The sequence below is a fragment of the Paraburkholderia sp. BR13439 genome, assembly GCF_040948805.1.
In the GTDB taxonomy this organism is placed as follows: Bacteria; Pseudomonadota; Gammaproteobacteria; order Burkholderiales; family Burkholderiaceae; genus Paraburkholderia; species Paraburkholderia youngii.
On record NZ_JBFPKN010000013.1, the window covers coordinates 164,757 to 181,263 of the forward strand.

A 16,507-nucleotide genomic window follows, 5' to 3' on the forward strand; every position below is an offset into this window, starting at 1 on the left:
CATGAAGAAGAACGAAGCACAAGCCGAACCCCGCATCGAGCCGTACAAGCACCCCGCCGCCGGCTGGGGCGCGCTGAAGTATGTCGCCATCAACCTGCTCAAGGAAAAGGTCGCGGGCGGCAACTACCGCACGCTGCTCAAGCAGAACCAGCCTGACGGCTTCGACTGCCCCGGCTGCGCGTGGCCGGATCGCGAGCACGCGTCGACGTTCGAGTTCTGCGAAAACGGCGTGAAGGCGGTGGCCGCCGAGGCCACCGGCAAGCGCGTGACGCCGGCATTCTTCGAGCAGCACAGCGTCGCCGAGCTGATGACGCAATCCGACTTCGAGCTCGAGCAGCACGGCCGCCTGACCGATCCGCTCGTCTACGACGCCGCGCGCGACCGCTACGTGCCGATCGGCTGGGACGGCGCGTTCGAGCTCATCGCGAGCCATCTGAAGCGCCTCGACGATCCGAACCGCGCCGCGTTCTATACGTCGGGCCGCGCGAGCAACGAAGCCGCGTTCCTGTACCAGCTGTTTGTGCGCATGTACGGCACCAACAATTTTCCTGATTGCTCGAACATGTGCCACGAGGCGACGAGCCGTGGCCTGCCGCACACGGTCGGCGTCGGCAAGGGCACGGTCACGCTCGACGACTTCGAACACGCGGATACGCTGCTGATCTTCGGCCAGAACCCGGCCACCAACCATCCGCGCATGCTCGGCGAGCTGCGCGAATGCGCGAAGCGCGGCGCCACGATCGTGTCGATCAATCCGCTGAAGGAGCGCGGCCTCGAACGTTTCGCGAGCCCGCAGCATCCGGTCGAAATGCTGACGATGGGCAGCACGAAAATCAGCTCCGTGTTCATCCGTCCGAAGGTCGGCGGCGATTTCGCGCTGATCAAGGGCGTCGCCAAACGCGTGCTCGAACTCGACGACGAAGCGCTCGTGTCAGGCCTCGAGCGCGTGCTCGACGTCGACTTCATCGCCCAGCACACGGTCGGCTTCGCCGCATTCGCCGATGATCTGCGCGCCGAGCGCTGGGACACGATCGTCGCCGAGGCCGGCGTGCCGTTCGACGAGGTGTTGAAGCTCGCCGATATCTACGTGAAGGGCCGCGCGGTGATTTCGACCTGGGGCATGGGTCTCACGCAGCACAAGAACTCTGTCGCGACGGTGCAACTGCTGTCGAATCTGATGATGATGCGCGGCAATATCGGCCGGCGCGGCGCGGGGCTGTGCCCGGTGCGCGGCCACTCGAACGTGCAGGGCGACCGCACGGTCGGCATCGAGGAAAAGCCTACCGAAGCGTTTCTCGACAAGCTTGGCGCAGCCTACGAGTTCGCGCCGCCGCGTGAGCACGGTCTCGACGTCGTCAACACGATTCAGGCGATGCTCGATGGCAAGGTGAAAGTGTTCATCGGCCTCGGCGGCAATTTCTCGATCGCGACGCCGGATACGCCGCGCACGTGGGACGCGATGCGCGCATGCGAGCTGACCGTGCACGTGACGACGAAGCTCAACCGCAGCCACCTCGTGCATGGCCGCGACGCCCTCATCCTGCCGACGCTCGGGCGCACCGAGATCGATGTTCAGAACGGCGTGGCGCAAGGCGTCAGCGTCGAGGATTCGATGAGCATGGTGCACATCTCGTATGGGATGAACAAGCCGGCGTCGGACAATCTGCTATCCGAAGTGGCGATCGTCGCGCGCATGGCGCATGCGACTTTGGGCAGCGGCAAGGTGGACTGGCTCGCGCATGCGGCCGACTATGCGCTGATTCGCGATGGCATCGCGAAGGTGATCGACGGTTTCGACGACTACAACGAGCGCCTGAAGAAGCCCGGCGGTTTCCATCTCGGCGTCGCGTCGCGCGATCGCATCTGGAAAACGCCGAGCGGCAAGGCCCAGTTCATCGTCCACGCGATCGCGCTCGACACGCCGATTCATCAGGCGAAGAAGCGTCACGGCGAACGCCTGATGACCCTGATGACCACCCGCTCACACGATCAGTACAACACGACGATTTACGGTCTCGACGATCGCTATCGCGGCGTGTACGGACAGCGGCGCGTGCTGTTCGCCAACAAGGACGATCTCGCGATGCTCGGGTTCGCGGCCGGTCAGCGTGTCGATATCACGAGTGTGTGGGCCGATGGCATCGAGCGACGGGTGGACGGTTTTCTGCTGGTCGAGTACGACATTCCGCGCGGCTGCCTCGGCGCTTACTACCCCGAAACGAATCCGCTGGTACCGCTCTCCTCGGTCGCGGATGGCGCGGGTACGCCGACGTCGAAGTCGATTCCGGTGTTGTTGACCGCGTCGGCGGCGGAGAATGCCGCTGTTCTGGCGGCCTGAACTCGGCTCTATCTTCCGCGGCTTGCGCGGCGTCCCTCACACCGGCTTCTTCGCCAGATCGCGATGCGTCAGATACAGACGCAGATCGAATTCGATCTGGTGGTATCCCGGCTGCATGAACTCGCACAGACGATAGAACGCCTTGTTGTGATCGCTCTCTTTCAGATGAGCGAGTTCGTGCACGACGATCATCTTCAGAAACTCCGGCGCCGCGCCCTTGAATAGCGACGCGATGCGGATTTCCTTCTTCGCCTTCAGCTTGCTGCCCTGCACGCGCGAAATGCTCGTATGCAGGCCGAGCGCGTGGCGCATCACATCGAGCTTGCTATCGTAAGTGACCTTGTCGATCTGCTCCGCGTTGCGCAGGTATTCGCGTTTGAGCTCGCCGCAGTACTCGTACAGCGCGCGGTCGGTTTGCACCTCGTGCGTGTTCGGGTACTTCTGCGCGAGATAGGAGCCGAGCTGATCGTCGGCGATCAGCGTTCTCACCTTCTCTTGCAGAGGTGCGGGGTAGCCGGTCAGGTATTTGAGCGAAGACATGAAGGCGGATCGAGGTTGGCGAGGAGATATTACGCAGGGTCGCGCCGATCGACAAGGTCGAGCGCTTGTCCGGATTAACGCCCAGTTCTGGGGGCTCATCGCGTTATGCGGCGTGACAGTTTCTCACTCGATTTTGTCCGCATAGGCCAACGAGATTCACGCTCCCGTGCGATGCGCCGCAGATTCGAGCAGCACGCTGCCTCCAGTGATACGTAAAAAAATATTGACCTGTACTTTCGAGCTCGGTATCAGCGCGAAGCAACTGGATTTCTGATCGGGAAAACTGGAGAGCGAGATCGGCACGGCGGTCATCGGCGTGCGCGCATCGTGCCTGTGATTTGCAACTCTGGTGCCGGGGACCGGACTTGAACCGGCAAGCCCGAAGGCGGCGGATTTTAAGTCCGCTATGTTTACCAATTTCATCACCCCGGCAAGGGTCGCAATCGCGCGTGGTCGCGAATTCTACCATCGCCTCGCCGGAGCCCCAAGAACGCCCGACACCACGTTCATCCCCAAGTCACAAACCTTGCCGATAATCCGCTCACGAAAACGATTACAGCGGGCCGCAAACCGATGACGCCGACGATCAAGGATGTCGCCGCCCACGCGGGCTTTTCCATCGCCACGGTATCGCGCGCGATCAACGCGCCGCATACCGTGAACCCCATCACGCTCGACAAGGTACGTCAGTCGATCGACGCGCTGAACTTCCGCCCGAGCCCGCTCGGCCGGCAATTGCGCGGCGAGCGCACGCGCCTGATCGGCGTCGTCCTGCCGACGCTCGCGAACCCGGTGTTCGCCGAATGCCTGCAAGGCATCGACGATCTCGCGTCGGCGCAAGGCTACCGGCTGATGCTGATGACCACGCAGTACGACGTGGATCGCGAACGCCACGCAATCGAAACGCTGCGCGAGCATCGCGTCGAAGGCCTGATCCTGACCGTCGCCGATGCCGACACCCATCCGCTGCTCGACGAACTCGACCGCGACGGCCTGCTGTACGTGCTGATGCACAACGACACGGTGCGCCGCCCGTCGGTGTCGGTCGACAATCGCCTCGCCGCCTACGACGGTGTACGCCGGCTCATCGCCAACGGCCATCGCCGCATCCTGATGCTGGCCGGCTCGCTCGCCGCGTCGGATCGCGCGCGTCAGCGGCATCTCGGCTACACGCAGGCGATGCAGCAAGCCGGCCTCACGGCCGCGCCCGCGCTCGAAGTCGATTTCAACGCCGACGAACTCGCGCCGTCCGTGCTCGCGCACCTGACGCACGGCGCAAACCGTCCGACCGCCCTCTTCTGCAGCAACGATCTGCTCGCGATGGTCGTGATGCGCGGCCTGCGTCGCGCGCGTCTGAAGATTCCGCAGGACATGTCGATTCTCGGCTTCGACGGACTCGCGATGGGCGAACTGCTGTCGCCAGCGCTCGCCAGCATCTGCGCGCCGAATCGCGAGATCGGCTGCGCGGCGTGGCAGCGCTTGCTCGCAAGCATCGGCGGCGCGCGCGACGATCGCGCATTCCCCGCCACCTCACTCGCGTTGACCCTGCCGCACAGCGTGCGCGAAGGCGCGACGATCGCGGCGCTTGGGCCGCAGACAGATCACTACGGGGCATCACCAACGCGCGGGCTGACCGCCTAGGCAGCCCTCGCGCAATACAACCGCTTGCAACCACCACCTTTTACGGGCCCGGCGTGAGTGCGCAAGCACTTGCACCGATCGACACAGGAGACCTGCAGTGACCCGTTCGACCTCACGCTTCGCATCCTCGCTCAAACCGCTCCGGCAGAAGCTGTCGCACGCCGCCGCGACCGTGCTGCCGGCGAGCCTGCTCGTCGCCGGCGCGGCGCTCGTCACGTTCGCGCCGCAAACCGCGCGCGCCGATGAAACCGCGATCTGCTACAACTGCCCGCCCGAATGGGCCGACTGGGCGAGCCAGATCAAGGCGATCCAGCAAAAGACCGGCATTCGCGTGCCGTTCGACAACAAGAACTCGGGCCAATCGATCGCACAGCTGATGGCCGAGCAGAAAAGCCCGGTTGCCGACGTCGTGTATCTCGGCGTGTCGTCCGCGTTCCAGGCCAAGGACAAGGGCGTGATCCAGGCGTACAAGCCCGCGCACTGGGACGACATTCCGGCAAGCCTGAAAGACCCGCAAGGCTACTGGTTCACGATCCACTCGGGCACGCTAGGCTTCTTCGTCAACAAGGACGCGCTCGAAGGCAAGCCGGTGCCGCGCTCGTGGGCCGATCTGCTGAAGCCCGAATACAAAGGGATGATCGGCTACCTCGATCCGTCGAGCGCGTTCGTCGGCTATGCGGGCGCGGTCGCGGTGAACCAGGCGCTCGGCGGCACGCTCGATAACTTCGAGCCGGGCCTCGACTGGTTCAGGAAGCTCAAGGCGAACGCGCCGATCGTGCCGAAACAAACCGCGTACGCGCGCGTGCTGTCCGGCGAAATTCCCATCCTGCTCGACTACGACTTCGACGCGTATCGCGCGAAGTACAAGGATCATGCGAACGTCGAATTCGTGATTCCGCAGGAAGGCACGATCTCGGTGCCGTACGTGATGAGCCTCGTGAAGGGCGCGCCGCACGAAACGAACGGCAAGAAGGTGCTCGATTTCGTGCTGTCCGACGAAGGCCAGAAGCTGTGGGCGCAGGCGTATCTGCGGCCGGTGCGCGCGAGCGCGATGAATGCCGAGACCGCCGCGCAGTTCCTGCCCGCGAGCGAATACGCGCGCGCGAAGCCGGTCGACTTCGCGAAGATGGCCGAGAAGCAGTCGGGCTTCGGCGAGCGCTATCTGCAGGTGATGCATTGAACGACGTCACGTTCCCGCTGCGCTGGCGCATCGCGTTGCTCGCGCCGGCGCTCGCGGTATTCATCGCGTTCTGGCTGCTGCCGATGGGCGCGCTCGCGCAGCTCTCCGGCGGCGGCCACGCGTTCGCGACCTATCGCGCGATGCTGACCAATCCGCGTTATATGTCGAGCCTCGGCGCGACCGTCGTGCTGTCGGCGGCGGTCACGGCGGCCACCCTGGTGCTGTCGGTGATCGCGGGGCTGCTGCTCGCGCGCCGCGAGTTCGCCGGCAAGCGCACGCTGCTCGCGCTGCTGACGTTTCCGCTCGCATTTCCCGGTGTCGTCGTGGGCTTCATGGTCATCATGCTCGCCGGGCGTCAGGGGCTGATCGGCGCGCTCTCGCTGAAACTCGCGGGCGATCGCTGGGTATTCGCGTATTCGATGAGCGGCCTGTTTCTCGGCTATCTGTACTTCTCGATTCCGCGTGTGATCGTCACCGTGATGGCCTCCGCGACCAAGCTCGATCAATCGCTCGAAGAGGCCGCGCGCTCGCTCGGCGCATCGCCGTGGCGCATCATGCGCGACATCGTGCTGCCGGCGCTGTCGCCCGGTCTGATCGCGGCAGGCGCCGTGTGCTTCGCGACCGCGATGGGCGCGTTCGGCACGGCGTTCACGCTCGCCACCGACATCGACGTGCTGCCGATGACCATCTATACCGAGTTCACGCTGAACGCGAACATGGTGACCGCCGCGGGGCTGTCGATCGTGCTGGGCATCGTCACGTGGGCGGTGCTGGCGATCGCGCGCAGCGCGAGCGGTTCGGGCGTGGCGGCGAGCGCATGAACGACAACCTATCCATGAACTCAGTCACGGCCTCCTCGGCCTCATCGTCCTCCTCGCCCTCCTCGCCGTCGCAACCGGCAGCGGGACCGCGCGCGCGACGCGCGTGGCCTTCCTCGCGAACCTGGCTCGCCGCGGGTCAATGGTTCGTCACGCTGCTGCTGTGCGCGTTCCTGATCGTGCCGGTCGTCATGTCGATCGTCGCGGGGCTGACGGTCAACTACTTCAAGGGCGTGTCGAGCGGACTCACGCTGCGCTGGCTCGTCGAAGTGTGGAGCCAGTATCACGGCTCGGTGTGGCTGTCGCTCGAAGTGGCCGCCGCGACGCTCGTCGTCACGCTGTTGACAGGTGTACCCGCGGGCTACGTGCTCGCGCGCAGCAAGACACGCTTCGCACGCATCGTCGAGGAGTTTCTGGTGCTGCCGATCGCGCTGCCCGGCCTCGCATCGGCGCTCGCGCTGCTGGTGATCTACGGCGGCTTCACGGCGTTCCGGATGAGCGCGGCGTTCATCGTGGTCGGGCATGTGGTATTCACGCTGCCGTTCATGGTGCGCGCGGTCGCGGCGGTCTGCGCGAGCAGCGATCTGCGCACGCTAGAAGAAGGTGCGGCAAGCCTCGGCGCGGGCTTCTTCACGCGCTTCGTGACGATCGTGCTGCCGAACGCGCGGCCCGGCATCGTCGCGGGCGCGCTCGCGGTGCTGACGCTGTCGATCGGCGAATTCAACCTCACGTGGATGCTGCACACGCCCGATACGAAGACGCTGCCGGTCGGCCTCGCCGATACCTACGCGTCGATGCGCATCGAGATCGGCAGCGCGTACACGATCCTGTTCTTCATCATGACGATGCCGCTGCTCGTCGCGATGCAATGGCTCGGCGTCGATGCGACCGGCCAGCGCAGAGCGTCGAACAGGCACGGCGCCGCCTCTTTCGCGAAACCCATCGACACGCCATGAAACTCACCTCGGTTCCCATCACGCTCACGCAATGCGCCAAGACGTTTCGCGGCACGCGCGTGCTCGAACCGCTCGACCTGTCGATCGGCGCGGGCGAAACCCTCGTGCTGCTCGGACCGTCGGGCTGCGGCAAGACGACGACGCTGCGCCTGATCGCGGGCCTCGAAACCCCGGACGCGGGCGGCCGCATCGCATTCGGCGACGACGACGTGACCACGCTGCCGATCGAAAAACGCGCGGTCGGCATGGTGTTCCAGAGCTACGCGCTGTTTCCGAACCTGACCGTGCGCGGCAACATCGGCTACGGTCTGAAGATCAGGCGCGTGCCGGCGGCAACTGCCCGCCAACGCGTCGACGAACTGCTCGGCATGATGCGGCTTGCAGCGCACGCGGACAAACCGATCGATCAACTGTCGGGCGGCCAGCGTCAACGTGTGGCGCTCGCTCGCGCGCTCGCGGTGCAGCCGCGCGTGCTGCTGCTCGACGAACCGCTGACCGCGCTCGACGCGCGTCTGCGCGACGCATTGCGCACGGAAATGAACGCGCTGTTGCGCGAGCTCGGCATCACCACCGTCTACGTGACGCACGATCAGGCCGAGGCGATGGAGCTCGGCGATCGGATCGTCGTGATGAGCGCGGGACGCATCGAGCAGATCGGTTCGCCGCGTGACATCTACTATCGTCCGGCCAATCGCACGGTCGCGCAGTTCGTCGGCACGATCAACCGTATCGCGGGCGAGCCGCGCGACGGCATGCTGACGACGAGCGGCGGCGCCCTGCCGGTGCCCGCGCATGCATCGAATGCGACCGGCCCGCACGAAATCTTCTTTCGCCCCGAGGACGCGCGGCTCACCGACCCCGCGCTCGCGCAGCTGCGCGGCCTGATCGAAAGCACCGCGTTCCTCGGCGAACGCACGCGTCTGACGATTGGCGGCGCAGCGCCCGAGCCGCTCGTCGTCGACGTCGCGGGCCGTATCGAGCTTGCGCGTGGCACGCCGGTCGGCATTTCGATCGAGCGGGACGCACTGATTGCGCTATCGTAGGTACAAACAGCGCCGCAGCCTGGCGCTCAACACGAAGCAACCCGAAGGACCTCTGTCATGGTGCTGGCTCAAATTAGCGACCTGCATATCAAGCAACCCGGCGCACTCGCGTATCGCCGCGTCGATACCGCTCCCTACCTCGCGCGCTGCATCGACGCGCTGAACGCGCTCACACCGCGCCCCGACGCGGTGCTGATGACCGGCGACCTCGTCGATCAGGGCGACCCAGAGCAGTATGCGCACCTGAAGGCACTGCTCGCGCCGCTCGAGATCCCCTACTTCCTGATAGTCGGCAATCACGACGAACGCAACGCGCTGCGCGCGGCGTTTCCCGAGCGCAAGGAATTGCAAAGCGGCGGCGAGTTCGTTCAGTACGCGGTCGACGTCGGCCCGCTGCGCGTGATCGCGCTCGATTCGCTAGTGCCCGGTTCGAGCGCCGGCATGCTGTGTGACACGCGGCTCGCGTGGCTCGCGCAGCAGCTCGATGCGGCGCGCGGCAAGCCGGTCGTGGTCGCGCTGCATCATCCGCCGTTCGCGTGCGGCATCGGACATATGGACGAGATCCGGCTCGACCCGGCGGCATCGGACAAGCTCGCCGCGTTGATCGCCCGCTATCCCAACGTTGAGCGCGTGCTCTGCGGGCACGTGCATCGCTCGATGTTCGTGCGCTTCGGCGGCACGATCGCGAGCGCGATTCCCGCGCCCGCGCACCAGGTGGCGCTCGATTTTCGCGAGGAAGGACCGTCGGCGTTCGTGATGGAGCCCCCCGCTTACGCGCTGCATTACTACGCGCCGGCGACGGGCATCGTCACGCATCACGCGTATGTCGATCCGGCCGACGGCCCGTATCCGTTCTACGATGCTGGCGCGTTGATCGACTGACAGGAGCGGCAGATCTATCTGCAACCGGATGGCGGCCGCGCGGGCGAGCGCTCGCGCGACCGTCAGCAGGAACCCCGCCGCTCCGGTATGATCGGCACGCTTGAGGACCGCGCATGGGCCGGTCCGTCGATCCGCCTCTGTCATGTCCACTTCCGACGCTTCCACTTCCGCTTCCTCCGCCCGGTCGTTGCGCGGCGTGTTGCTGTTGCTCGCGACGATCGCCGGTGTCTCTGTGGCGAACATCTACTTCAATCAGCCACTCCTCGACAATTTGCGCCAGTCGTTTCCGGACAGCGCGTCCTGGGTCGGCGCGGTGCCTGCCGTCACACAGCTCGGCTACGCCGCCGGCATGCTGCTGCTCGCGCCGCTCGGCGACCGCTTCGACCGGCGTTTGCTGATCCTGCTGCAGATCGCCGGCATGTGCGTCGCGCTCATCGTCGCGGCGTCGGCGCCGACGCTCGCGGTGCTGATCGTCACGAGTCTGGCGATCGGCGTGCTCGCGACGATCGCGCAACAGGCGGTGCCGTTCGCGGCCGAACTCGCGTTGCCGTCCGAGCGCGGCCACGCGGTCGGCACCGTGATGAGCGGCCTGTTGCTCGGCATCCTGCTCGCGCGGACCGCGGCGGGCATCGTCGGTGAATACTTCGGCTGGCGCGCGGTGTTTGGCGCATCGGTCGTCGCGCTGCTCGCGCTCGCGGTCGTCATCATTTTGCGTCTGCCGAAGAGCCAGCCGACCTCGACGCTGCCGTACGGCAAGCTGCTCGTGTCGATGTGGCATCTGGTGACCGAGCATCGCGCGCTGCGCGAGGCGTCGCTGACCGGTGCGGCGTTGTTCGGCGCGTTCAGCCTTTTCTGGTCGGTGCTCGCGCTGTTGCTCGCGGGTGCGCCGTTTCATCTCGGGCCGCAGGCGGCGGGGCTGTTCGGTATCGTCGGCGCGGCTGGCGCGCTGGCCGCGCCGCTGGCCGGCAAGTTCGCCGACCGGCGTGGCCCGCGCGCGATCATCACCGTGTCGCTCGTGCTGGTCGTGATCGCGTTCGTGATCTTCGGCGCATCGGCGAAGAGCATCGCGGGACTCGTGGTCGGCGTGATCATTCTCGACATCGGCGTGCAGGCCGCGCAGATTTCCAATCAGTCGCGCATCTATGCGCTGAAGCCCGATGCGCGCAGCCGCGTGAATACCGTGTACATGGTCGCGTATTTCATCGGCGGGGCGCTGGGCTCGGGTGTCGGCGCGATCGTGTGGCCGGCGTTCGGGTGGATCGGCGTCACTATCGCGGGGATCGGGTTTGCCGGGCTCGGCGCGTGGAATCATTTGCGCTTGCCGGCGCGGGCGGGGCATTGAACGCCCGATTCCATCTTTGATTGATGCCGGCGTCACGCAGACGCCGTGCATTTTTCAGCCCTTGCTGCGAGCGTTCAAACGCCGCCCCCCCGCCCCAACGCATACTCATGCAGCGCGTCGAGCACACGATCGAACTCGAACGATTTGTCGTAAAAGTGCCGCACGCCGTACTGCTCGCAGCGCGCTCGATACGCGGGCAACGCATGATTGGTCAGCACCGCCGCGAACATCGAATCGATCAGCCCCTCGCGCTGCAGATACGCGAGCACCGGCACACCCGAGCCCCGCTTCAGCTGCAAATCGACGATTACCGCGTCGAACGCTTCGTCGCCGAGCAACGCGATCGCCTGATCGGCGGAATCGGCATAAGCGGCCACGCGCAGCAAGCCCGAAGCATCGATCGCCTCGACGAGGCTGCGGCGGATCAGCGGCGAATCCTCGATCAGCAACACGCGCAACGGCGCGCGGCTGGCTGGATCGGTAGCAGGGTTCGATTCGCTGTTCATCAGGATGTCTCGATCGTCATTCGATCAGACCATTCTTGATCGCGTAGTACGTGAGGTCCGCGTTGTTCGCGAGTCGCATCTTCTCGAGCACCCGCGCGCGATACGTGCTCACCGTTTTGACCGACAGATGCAGCTCTTCCGCGATCTCGGTCGGCAACTGCCCTGCCGCGAGCTTGCAGAAGATCTGGAATTCGCGCTCCGATAGCGCTTCATGGGGACGCCCGGCGGCGGGCTTGTCGAGATTGTCGGCAAGCGTATCGGCGACCGCCTCCGACAGATAGCGGTGACCGCGCGCAACCGAGCGGATCGCGCGCACGATTTCCTCCGGCTCGCAGTCTTTGTTCAGATAGCCGTTCGCGCCCGCGCGCAGCAGATTGATCGCGTACTGGCTCTCGGGGTAGCCCGACAGGATCAGCACGCCCTGCTCCGGACGCACCTGCTTGATCACCCGCAACGTATCGATGCCGTTCTTGTCCGGCATCGCGATGTCGAGCAGCACCACGTCGAATGCCTGCTCGCGCACGAGGACGATCGCTTCCTCGCCGGTCGCGGCCTCGGCGGCGACGCACATATCCGGCTCGTCGGCGACGAACTGTCTGAAACCACCTCGAACGATCGCATGATCGTCAGCTATCAGCACTCGAATCATCGGTTGGGTGTCCGTGCAAAGGGAGTCGCTCCTAAGCCGACATTGTAGTGATCCGCGGCCACCGCAGAACGTGGACTGCGAGGGCGGCTTCGCACCGCAGCCGCCGGCATTCCCGAGTTCGCTGGCACCCGGTCAACACTATTGCGCCGCGTCTTCGTCGCTTCCCTGTCACTTTGGCGCGCTACTCACGCCCCGCGAGCAGATCCGCCATATCGTCGGCATGCTCTTCCTCGACCGCGAGAATCTCCTCGAACAGCCGGCGCGTGGTCACGTCCTTCTCGCCGAGATAGCGGACGATCTCGCGGTACGTGTCGATCGCGATGCGCTCCGCGATCAGGTTCTCGCGGATCATGTCGGTCAGATCGGTGCCTTCCTTGTATTCCGAATGCGCGCGTGCCTTGATGCCGTCCGGCGCGAAATCGGGTTCGCCGCCAAGCTGCACGATGCGCTCGGCGATGCGATCGGCGTGTTCCTGCTCCTCGCTCGCGTGCTGGGCGAATTCCGTCGCGACCGCTTCGGAGTTGATGCCCTTCGCCATGAAGTAGTGACGCTTGTAACGCAGCGTGCAGACGAGCTCGGTGGCGAGCGCGTCGTTGAGCAGCTTGAGCACCGTGTCGCGATTCGCGCCGTAGCTCGGCGTGACCGGACCATCCGACATATGCTTGCGCGCGTCCTCGCGGATCTTTTTGATGTCCATCACGAACGTGTCGCCAGATTGCTTCGTCATCGAACTTCTCCTTTATCCGGTATTGGGGGAATCGCGCATCAGCACGAATCGCGCCTGATGCGCCGACGGTGGAATGACGGCGCGCTTCGAACGCGGGCGCCTCGATCGAGGATTCAAACGCCGCGCGTTCCCGCACCTTGTTGACTACCTGTACCTACGTATACGTATTGCGTACTTCGCTGCCGATCTCGTGTTACGTTCATCCAGGGCTCGCGTGGCTAGGTTCGAAACACGCCGAGCAGCAACGTGACCACGAACACGACGAGGAAGATGTAGAACAGGATCTTCGCGATTTCGGCCGCGCCGGCCGCGATGCCGGTAAAGCCGAACACCGCCGCGATGATCGCGATCACGAAGAAGACGATGGCATAGTGAAGCATGGCATTTCTCCCTTTTGTTGGCCCTGCAATCGACTACCAGCAAACCCCTCGCCTGCTATGAAGGCGCGGCTTGCCGCCACTGCGATGGCCGCGTTAATCGATCGTTTTCTTCGTCACGACGAAGCCGAGTACGAGGAACAGCACGCACAGCACGACAAACACGAAGAACAGGAACTTCGCGATCGCCGCCGCGCCGGCCGCAATGCCGGTGAAGCCGAGAAGACCCGCGATCACCGCGACGATCGCGAAGAACAGCGCCCACTTCAGCATGATGGTTTTCTCCCGAAACATTGAATGAACGATCGGGTCCATGCTATCGATGCGCGGCGCCGCGCGCATTCCGACGCTCGCCGTTTTTCGTGTGAGAATCCGCTTACATTGGATTACGACGACGTTACGCGCGGCTTCGCTCGATGCTGAAGTCGACGCCGAGTCGATGCCCTCTTTCCGGAGCAGCAAGTGTCGAATCTGCAGAACCCGCCGGAACAGCCTGGCGCGCGCGCCACGGCGCGGCTCGCCGACTGGATGCGCAGGCGCAGCTGGGCGATCGCGATGACGGTCGCGATCGTGATCACGGTGGGCGGCCTCGTGATTCTGGAGAGCGCGCGTCAGCGCATCACCGCCGAGTACGAGACCGCGCTCGAAGCGCGCGACGTCACCGTGCAACTGAGCACGCTCGCGAGCGACCTGTCGCGCCTGAGCGCACAACAAAACCAGTTTCTTCTGACGAAGGACGACGCATCCGCCCAAGCGTTCTGCGCGAGCGCCGCGCGCATTCGCGAGACCACCCGGCAGTTGGACCACTTCTATCGCGGCGGCCGCGCGGACAGCGCGGAGCTCGCGAGCTTTACGCAGATTCTCGCGCTGATCGACGCGCGCATCGGCGCGGGCACCGCCGCGATGCAGCACCTGGCGCCGCATCCGCTCGAACTCGGCGGATGCGGGCCCGCGAGCGACGTCAATCCGGCGGACGCGTCGTTGATCGACAGCACGCTCACGCTGCTGCGCGACAACGAGGAGCGCCGCGCGCAGCACGCGCTGGCCGCGAGCCGCGCCGATCAGCGGCTGTCGACGCTGTGCGCGGCGGGGCTGTCGGCGCTGAACATCGTGCTGTTCATTCTGCTGTTTCGCAATCTCGGCATCCAGATCGACCGGCAGGCGCGCGCGCAGCGTCAGCTGATTACGCAGCAGGAGGAACTCGACCAGCTGGTGGGCGAGCGCACGCGCCAGCTCGAAGCGCTCGGCTGGCATCTGCAGGCGGTCAGCGAAAACGAAAAGACCCAGCTCGCACGCGAGCTGCACGACGAGCTCGGCGCGATTCTGACCGCATGCCGGATGGACGTCGCGTGGGCGCGCCGCAAGCTGAAGGATAGCGAGCCGGACATCGCCGACAAGCTGCAGCGCGCGCTCGCCAATCTCGACCAGGGTATCGCGTTGAAGCGGCGCATCATCGAGGACATGCGGCCGACCGTACTCGCCAATTTCGGGCTCGTCACCGCGCTGCGCACGCTCGCCGACGAAGCCGCGCAGCGCAACAACTGGACGCTCGAACTGCACCTGCCCGCCGACGATGTCCAGCTCGACGAACAGACCGAGATCGCGCTCTTTCGGGTCGCGCAGGAGTCGCTGACGAACGCCGCCAAGTACGCGCGGGCCTCGAAGGTCGGCATCGCGCTGCGGGTCGGCGATGGCGAGGTCGCGCTGCATATCGCGGACAACGGCGTCGGCATCATGCCGGCCGATCTGAAACGCACGCATACGCATGGCCTGCTCGGCATGCGCCAGCGCGTGGCCGCGCATGGCGGACGCTTCGACATCCGCCGTGGCGCGCAAAACGGCACCGAAATCGACGTCGTGATGCCGAGCGCAAGCACGGCGACGCCTTCGATCGATCAGCCGCCGGCGTCGCCGGCCACACCGACCACTTCGTCGCAAAACCCCGTCTGACGCGTGCTGGCCGTGGCACCGCAAAGCCGTTGTAGGAGTGCGCCGACGCAAACACCGGAGCACGCCTACAACAAAATCGCGGCACGGCCGACAGCGCCGCCCCCACCCTTTTTTTACCATGCAATCAGGCCGGTTCGAAACCGGATCGAAACCTGATCGACTGGCATGGCCCCGGTCGGACGACATCAACCGATGCATTCTCGACAAGGAGAAGTTTCATGACTCGACTGATCGCTTTGCTTGTGCTCGCAGGAACCGCCATGCTCGTCACGGGTTGCAACACGATGGCGGGCGCCGGCCAGGACATTTCGAAGGGCGGCCACGCCATCACGAACGAGGCGGAAAAGGCAAAATAAGCCGGCACATGGCAGCAGGTTTTGCAGAGCCCGTCGCGGGATGCCGCGGCGGGCTTTTTTTTCGTGCATGCTGGCTTGCTGGCTAGCGACGCGACGCGTTTTCGGAACCCGATCAAACAGAACGGCGACCCACTCTCGTGGATCGCCGTGCCGTCCTCCCACTTTCCGACCATCCGGAGTTCCTTGATTGTCCGGCTGGCGCGAGCGGCTCATCGATGCTCGCGCCGCGCGAGGCTCATCCGGCGATCGGCGGCCCCCGTCATTGCCCGGTCAACGTATTCGACAGCTCCACGCTCGGCGTGCTCGTATTGCCGTTCTGTACGACCAGCAGATGAATCTGGCCCGGCGCCAGTTGGCTCAGCACGCCCGCGATCGGCACCGAGGTGATCAGCCAGTCGGCATTGTTCGCCAGCGAGAACGAGTTCGACTGGAAGATCGGCGTCTTGCTGCCGGCCACCGTCGCGATCAGCACGTACTGGCCACCCGACACGTAGATCGAATCATGCCCGCTCGCCGGCACCGCGTTCTTGAACGACACGCCGGCGAGCGTCGGCGACACGTTGGTGATGCTGGTGGCGGTGGCCTGCACGAGGTAGAGGTCGAGGTCCGGCGCGTTCGCCGACGCATTGAAGCCGCGCACGCGCGCGTCGTTGGTCAGCAGGCCCTTGTCGAACGGATCGTCGATCAGGCCGATGTCGGGCGCCGACAGACCCGGCAACGCGAGCACCGTGTACACGTGGCCCTTCGCGACATCGGGGAAGCTGCCGCTCGCGAGCGCGTTCTTCGTGCCGGTCGCCGCATACGCGACGGTCGTCGGGCCCGTGTCGATATTGGTGAGGTTGGTCACGCCTTTATACGAGATGTTGGTCTGTCCGGAAGGCGCGCTGCCATTGACAAGGAAGTCGACCGCGGGGCCACCCGGAAGCGCGTGAACGAAATGGATCTCGGGATTGGTCAATCCCAGCGTCTTGCCCGCATCGCTGCCATCACCGCCGCCGCACGCGCTCAGTACCGCCGCGGCCGCAACGACCGCCACCATGATTCGGATAATTTTCATTGTGTTCACCTGTCTCGATATAGGGCTTGACGCTCATCGCCCATTGATACGCGGGCGGCCGCGGGAAGCCTCGCGGTCGCCCTCCTCCCATCCGTGCCGCACGGCGCGCTGGTTTTGTCGGTGGCGCGTCCGTGTCGATGGACGC

The 16,507-nt window shown here is 65.1% G+C and carries 18 protein-coding genes and 1 tRNA gene; 10 read left to right on the forward strand and 9 right to left on the reverse strand.

Annotation, left to right across the window (positions count from 1 at the left end):
* Nucleotide 1 precedes the first annotated feature (1 nt).
* Nucleotides 2-2,338, forward strand: coding sequence for an FdhF/YdeP family oxidoreductase (locus tag AB3X96_RS24845; protein WP_368591801.1), 2,337 nt, complete (start codon nucleotides 2-4; stop codon nucleotides 2,336-2,338).
* Between the two features lie 36 nt (nucleotides 2,339-2,374).
* On the opposite strand, the gene AB3X96_RS24850 is transcribed toward AB3X96_RS24845, so the two are convergent.
* The 3 genes from AB3X96_RS24850 to AB3X96_RS24860 all read right to left on the reverse strand — a co-directional run bounded on the left by AB3X96_RS24850 (nucleotide 2,375) and on the right by AB3X96_RS24860 (nucleotide 3,310).
* Entirely contained in the window at nucleotides 2,375-2,878 is a 504-nt protein-coding gene (locus AB3X96_RS24850) for a M48 family metallopeptidase (RefSeq protein ID WP_368591802.1), read from the reverse strand.
* Between the two features lie 156 nt (nucleotides 2,879-3,034).
* A complete protein-coding gene (locus tag AB3X96_RS24855) occupies nucleotides 3,035-3,190 on the reverse strand; it encodes a hypothetical protein (RefSeq protein ID WP_368591803.1) in 156 nt (51 codons plus the stop codon).
* A 35-nt stretch (nucleotides 3,191-3,225) separates the two neighbouring features.
* Nucleotides 3,226-3,310: transfer RNA gene (locus AB3X96_RS24860), tRNA-Leu, on the reverse strand.
* A gap of 141 nt (nucleotides 3,311-3,451) precedes the next feature.
* On the opposite strand from AB3X96_RS24860, the gene AB3X96_RS24865 reads away from it, so the two are divergent.
* The 7 genes from AB3X96_RS24865 (at nucleotide 3,452) to AB3X96_RS24895 (ending at nucleotide 10,740) form a co-directional block, all read left to right on the forward strand.
* Nucleotides 3,452-4,519: a LacI family DNA-binding transcriptional regulator gene (locus AB3X96_RS24865; RefSeq protein WP_368591804.1), complete on the forward strand. Its 1,068-nt coding sequence runs from the start codon at nucleotides 3,452-3,454 to the stop codon at nucleotides 4,517-4,519.
* A gap of 97 nt (nucleotides 4,520-4,616) precedes the next feature.
* Nucleotides 4,617-5,699, forward strand: coding sequence for an ABC transporter substrate-binding protein (locus AB3X96_RS24870; protein WP_368591805.1), 1,083 nt, complete (start codon nucleotides 4,617-4,619; stop codon nucleotides 5,697-5,699).
* Complete coding sequence (locus AB3X96_RS24875) at nucleotides 5,696-6,520, forward strand: ABC transporter permease (RefSeq protein WP_368591806.1); 825 nt, start codon at nucleotides 5,696-5,698, stop codon at nucleotides 6,518-6,520. The genes AB3X96_RS24870 and AB3X96_RS24875 overlap by 4 nt, the downstream gene beginning before the upstream one ends.
* Nucleotides 6,521-6,534: 14 nt before the next feature.
* Nucleotides 6,535-7,473: an ABC transporter permease gene (locus AB3X96_RS24880; protein WP_368591807.1), complete on the forward strand. Its 939-nt coding sequence runs from the start codon at nucleotides 6,535-6,537 to the stop codon at nucleotides 7,471-7,473.
* Nucleotides 7,470-8,516, forward strand: coding sequence for an ABC transporter ATP-binding protein (locus tag AB3X96_RS24885; protein WP_368591808.1), 1,047 nt, complete (start codon nucleotides 7,470-7,472; stop codon nucleotides 8,514-8,516). The genes AB3X96_RS24880 and AB3X96_RS24885 overlap by 4 nt, the downstream gene beginning before the upstream one ends.
* A 57-nt stretch (nucleotides 8,517-8,573) precedes the next feature.
* Entirely contained in the window at nucleotides 8,574-9,398 is an 825-nt protein-coding gene (locus AB3X96_RS24890; RefSeq protein ID WP_368591809.1) for a phosphodiesterase, read from the forward strand.
* Nucleotides 9,399-9,540: 142 nt separating this feature from the next.
* Nucleotides 9,541-10,740: an MFS transporter gene (locus tag AB3X96_RS24895; protein ID WP_368591810.1), complete on the forward strand. Its 1,200-nt coding sequence runs from the start codon at nucleotides 9,541-9,543 to the stop codon at nucleotides 10,738-10,740.
* Between the two features lie 74 nt (nucleotides 10,741-10,814).
* On the opposite strand, the gene AB3X96_RS24900 is transcribed toward AB3X96_RS24895, so the two are convergent.
* From AB3X96_RS24900 to AB3X96_RS24920, 5 genes are all read right to left on the reverse strand, one after another.
* A complete protein-coding gene (locus tag AB3X96_RS24900) occupies nucleotides 10,815-11,246 on the reverse strand; it encodes a response regulator (protein WP_368591811.1) in 432 nt (143 codons plus the stop codon).
* Between the two features lie 16 nt (nucleotides 11,247-11,262).
* Nucleotides 11,263-11,895, reverse strand: a complete 633-nt coding sequence (locus AB3X96_RS24905; RefSeq protein WP_062129555.1) for a response regulator transcription factor — start codon at nucleotides 11,893-11,895, stop codon at nucleotides 11,263-11,265.
* Between the two features lie 181 nt (nucleotides 11,896-12,076).
* On the reverse strand, nucleotides 12,077-12,622 hold the full coding sequence (locus AB3X96_RS24910) for a bacterioferritin (RefSeq protein ID WP_368591812.1): 546 nt from the start codon (nucleotides 12,620-12,622) through the stop codon (nucleotides 12,077-12,079).
* 218 nt (nucleotides 12,623-12,840) lie between these two features.
* Nucleotides 12,841-13,002, reverse strand: a complete 162-nt coding sequence (locus AB3X96_RS24915) for a DUF1328 domain-containing protein (protein WP_006052455.1) — start codon at nucleotides 13,000-13,002, stop codon at nucleotides 12,841-12,843.
* Nucleotides 13,003-13,095: 93 nt separating this feature from the next.
* Entirely contained in the window at nucleotides 13,096-13,272 is a 177-nt protein-coding gene (locus AB3X96_RS24920; RefSeq protein WP_368591813.1) for a DUF1328 family protein, read from the reverse strand.
* Between the two features lie 189 nt (nucleotides 13,273-13,461).
* Between AB3X96_RS24920 and AB3X96_RS24925 the strand changes: the two genes are divergently transcribed.
* A complete protein-coding gene (locus AB3X96_RS24925; RefSeq protein ID WP_368591814.1) occupies nucleotides 13,462-14,949 on the forward strand; it encodes a sensor histidine kinase in 1,488 nt (495 codons plus the stop codon).
* A gap of 218 nt (nucleotides 14,950-15,167) precedes the next feature.
* Nucleotides 15,168-15,305, forward strand: a complete 138-nt coding sequence (locus AB3X96_RS24930) for an entericidin A/B family lipoprotein (RefSeq protein WP_013089876.1) — start codon at nucleotides 15,168-15,170, stop codon at nucleotides 15,303-15,305.
* 259 nt (nucleotides 15,306-15,564) lie between these two features.
* On the opposite strand, the gene AB3X96_RS24935 is transcribed toward AB3X96_RS24930, so the two are convergent.
* Entirely contained in the window at nucleotides 15,565-16,362 is a 798-nt protein-coding gene (locus tag AB3X96_RS24935) for a DUF4397 domain-containing protein (protein ID WP_368591815.1), read from the reverse strand.
* Between the last annotated feature and the right edge of the window lie 145 nt (nucleotides 16,363-16,507).

Excerpts from the sequence above, each read along its gene's own strand:
- AB3X96_RS24845 (WP_368591801.1), top strand. The coding sequence starts at position 2 with ATGAAGAAGAACGAAGCACAAGCCGAACCCCGCATCGAGCCGTACAAG.
- AB3X96_RS24850 (WP_368591802.1), bottom strand. The coding sequence starts at position 2,878 with ATGTCTTCGCTCAAATACCTGACCGGCTACCCCGCACCTCTGCAAGAG.
- AB3X96_RS24855 (WP_368591803.1), bottom strand. The coding sequence starts at position 3,190 with ATGACCGCCGTGCCGATCTCGCTCTCCAGTTTTCCCGATCAGAAATCC.
- AB3X96_RS24865 (WP_368591804.1), top strand. The coding sequence starts at position 3,452 with ATGACGCCGACGATCAAGGATGTCGCCGCCCACGCGGGCTTTTCCATC.
- AB3X96_RS24880 (WP_368591807.1), top strand. The coding sequence starts at position 6,535 with ATGAACTCAGTCACGGCCTCCTCGGCCTCATCGTCCTCCTCGCCCTCC.
- AB3X96_RS24885 (WP_368591808.1), top strand. The coding sequence starts at position 7,470 with ATGAAACTCACCTCGGTTCCCATCACGCTCACGCAATGCGCCAAGACG.
- AB3X96_RS24890 (WP_368591809.1), top strand. The coding sequence starts at position 8,574 with ATGGTGCTGGCTCAAATTAGCGACCTGCATATCAAGCAACCCGGCGCA.
- AB3X96_RS24895 (WP_368591810.1), top strand. The coding sequence starts at position 9,541 with ATGTCCACTTCCGACGCTTCCACTTCCGCTTCCTCCGCCCGGTCGTTG.
- AB3X96_RS24900 (WP_368591811.1), bottom strand. The coding sequence starts at position 11,246 with ATGAACAGCGAATCGAACCCTGCTACCGATCCAGCCAGCCGCGCGCCG.
- AB3X96_RS24905 (WP_062129555.1), bottom strand. The coding sequence starts at position 11,895 with ATGATTCGAGTGCTGATAGCTGACGATCATGCGATCGTTCGAGGTGGT.
- AB3X96_RS24910 (WP_368591812.1), bottom strand. The coding sequence starts at position 12,622 with ATGACGAAGCAATCTGGCGACACGTTCGTGATGGACATCAAAAAGATC.
- AB3X96_RS24915 (WP_006052455.1), bottom strand. The coding sequence starts at position 13,002 with ATGCTTCACTATGCCATCGTCTTCTTCGTGATCGCGATCATCGCGGCG.
- AB3X96_RS24920 (WP_368591813.1), bottom strand. The coding sequence starts at position 13,272 with ATGCTGAAGTGGGCGCTGTTCTTCGCGATCGTCGCGGTGATCGCGGGT.
- AB3X96_RS24930 (WP_013089876.1), top strand. The coding sequence starts at position 15,168 with ATGACTCGACTGATCGCTTTGCTTGTGCTCGCAGGAACCGCCATGCTC.
- AB3X96_RS24935 (WP_368591815.1), bottom strand. The coding sequence starts at position 16,362 with ATGAAAATTATCCGAATCATGGTGGCGGTCGTTGCGGCCGCGGCGGTA.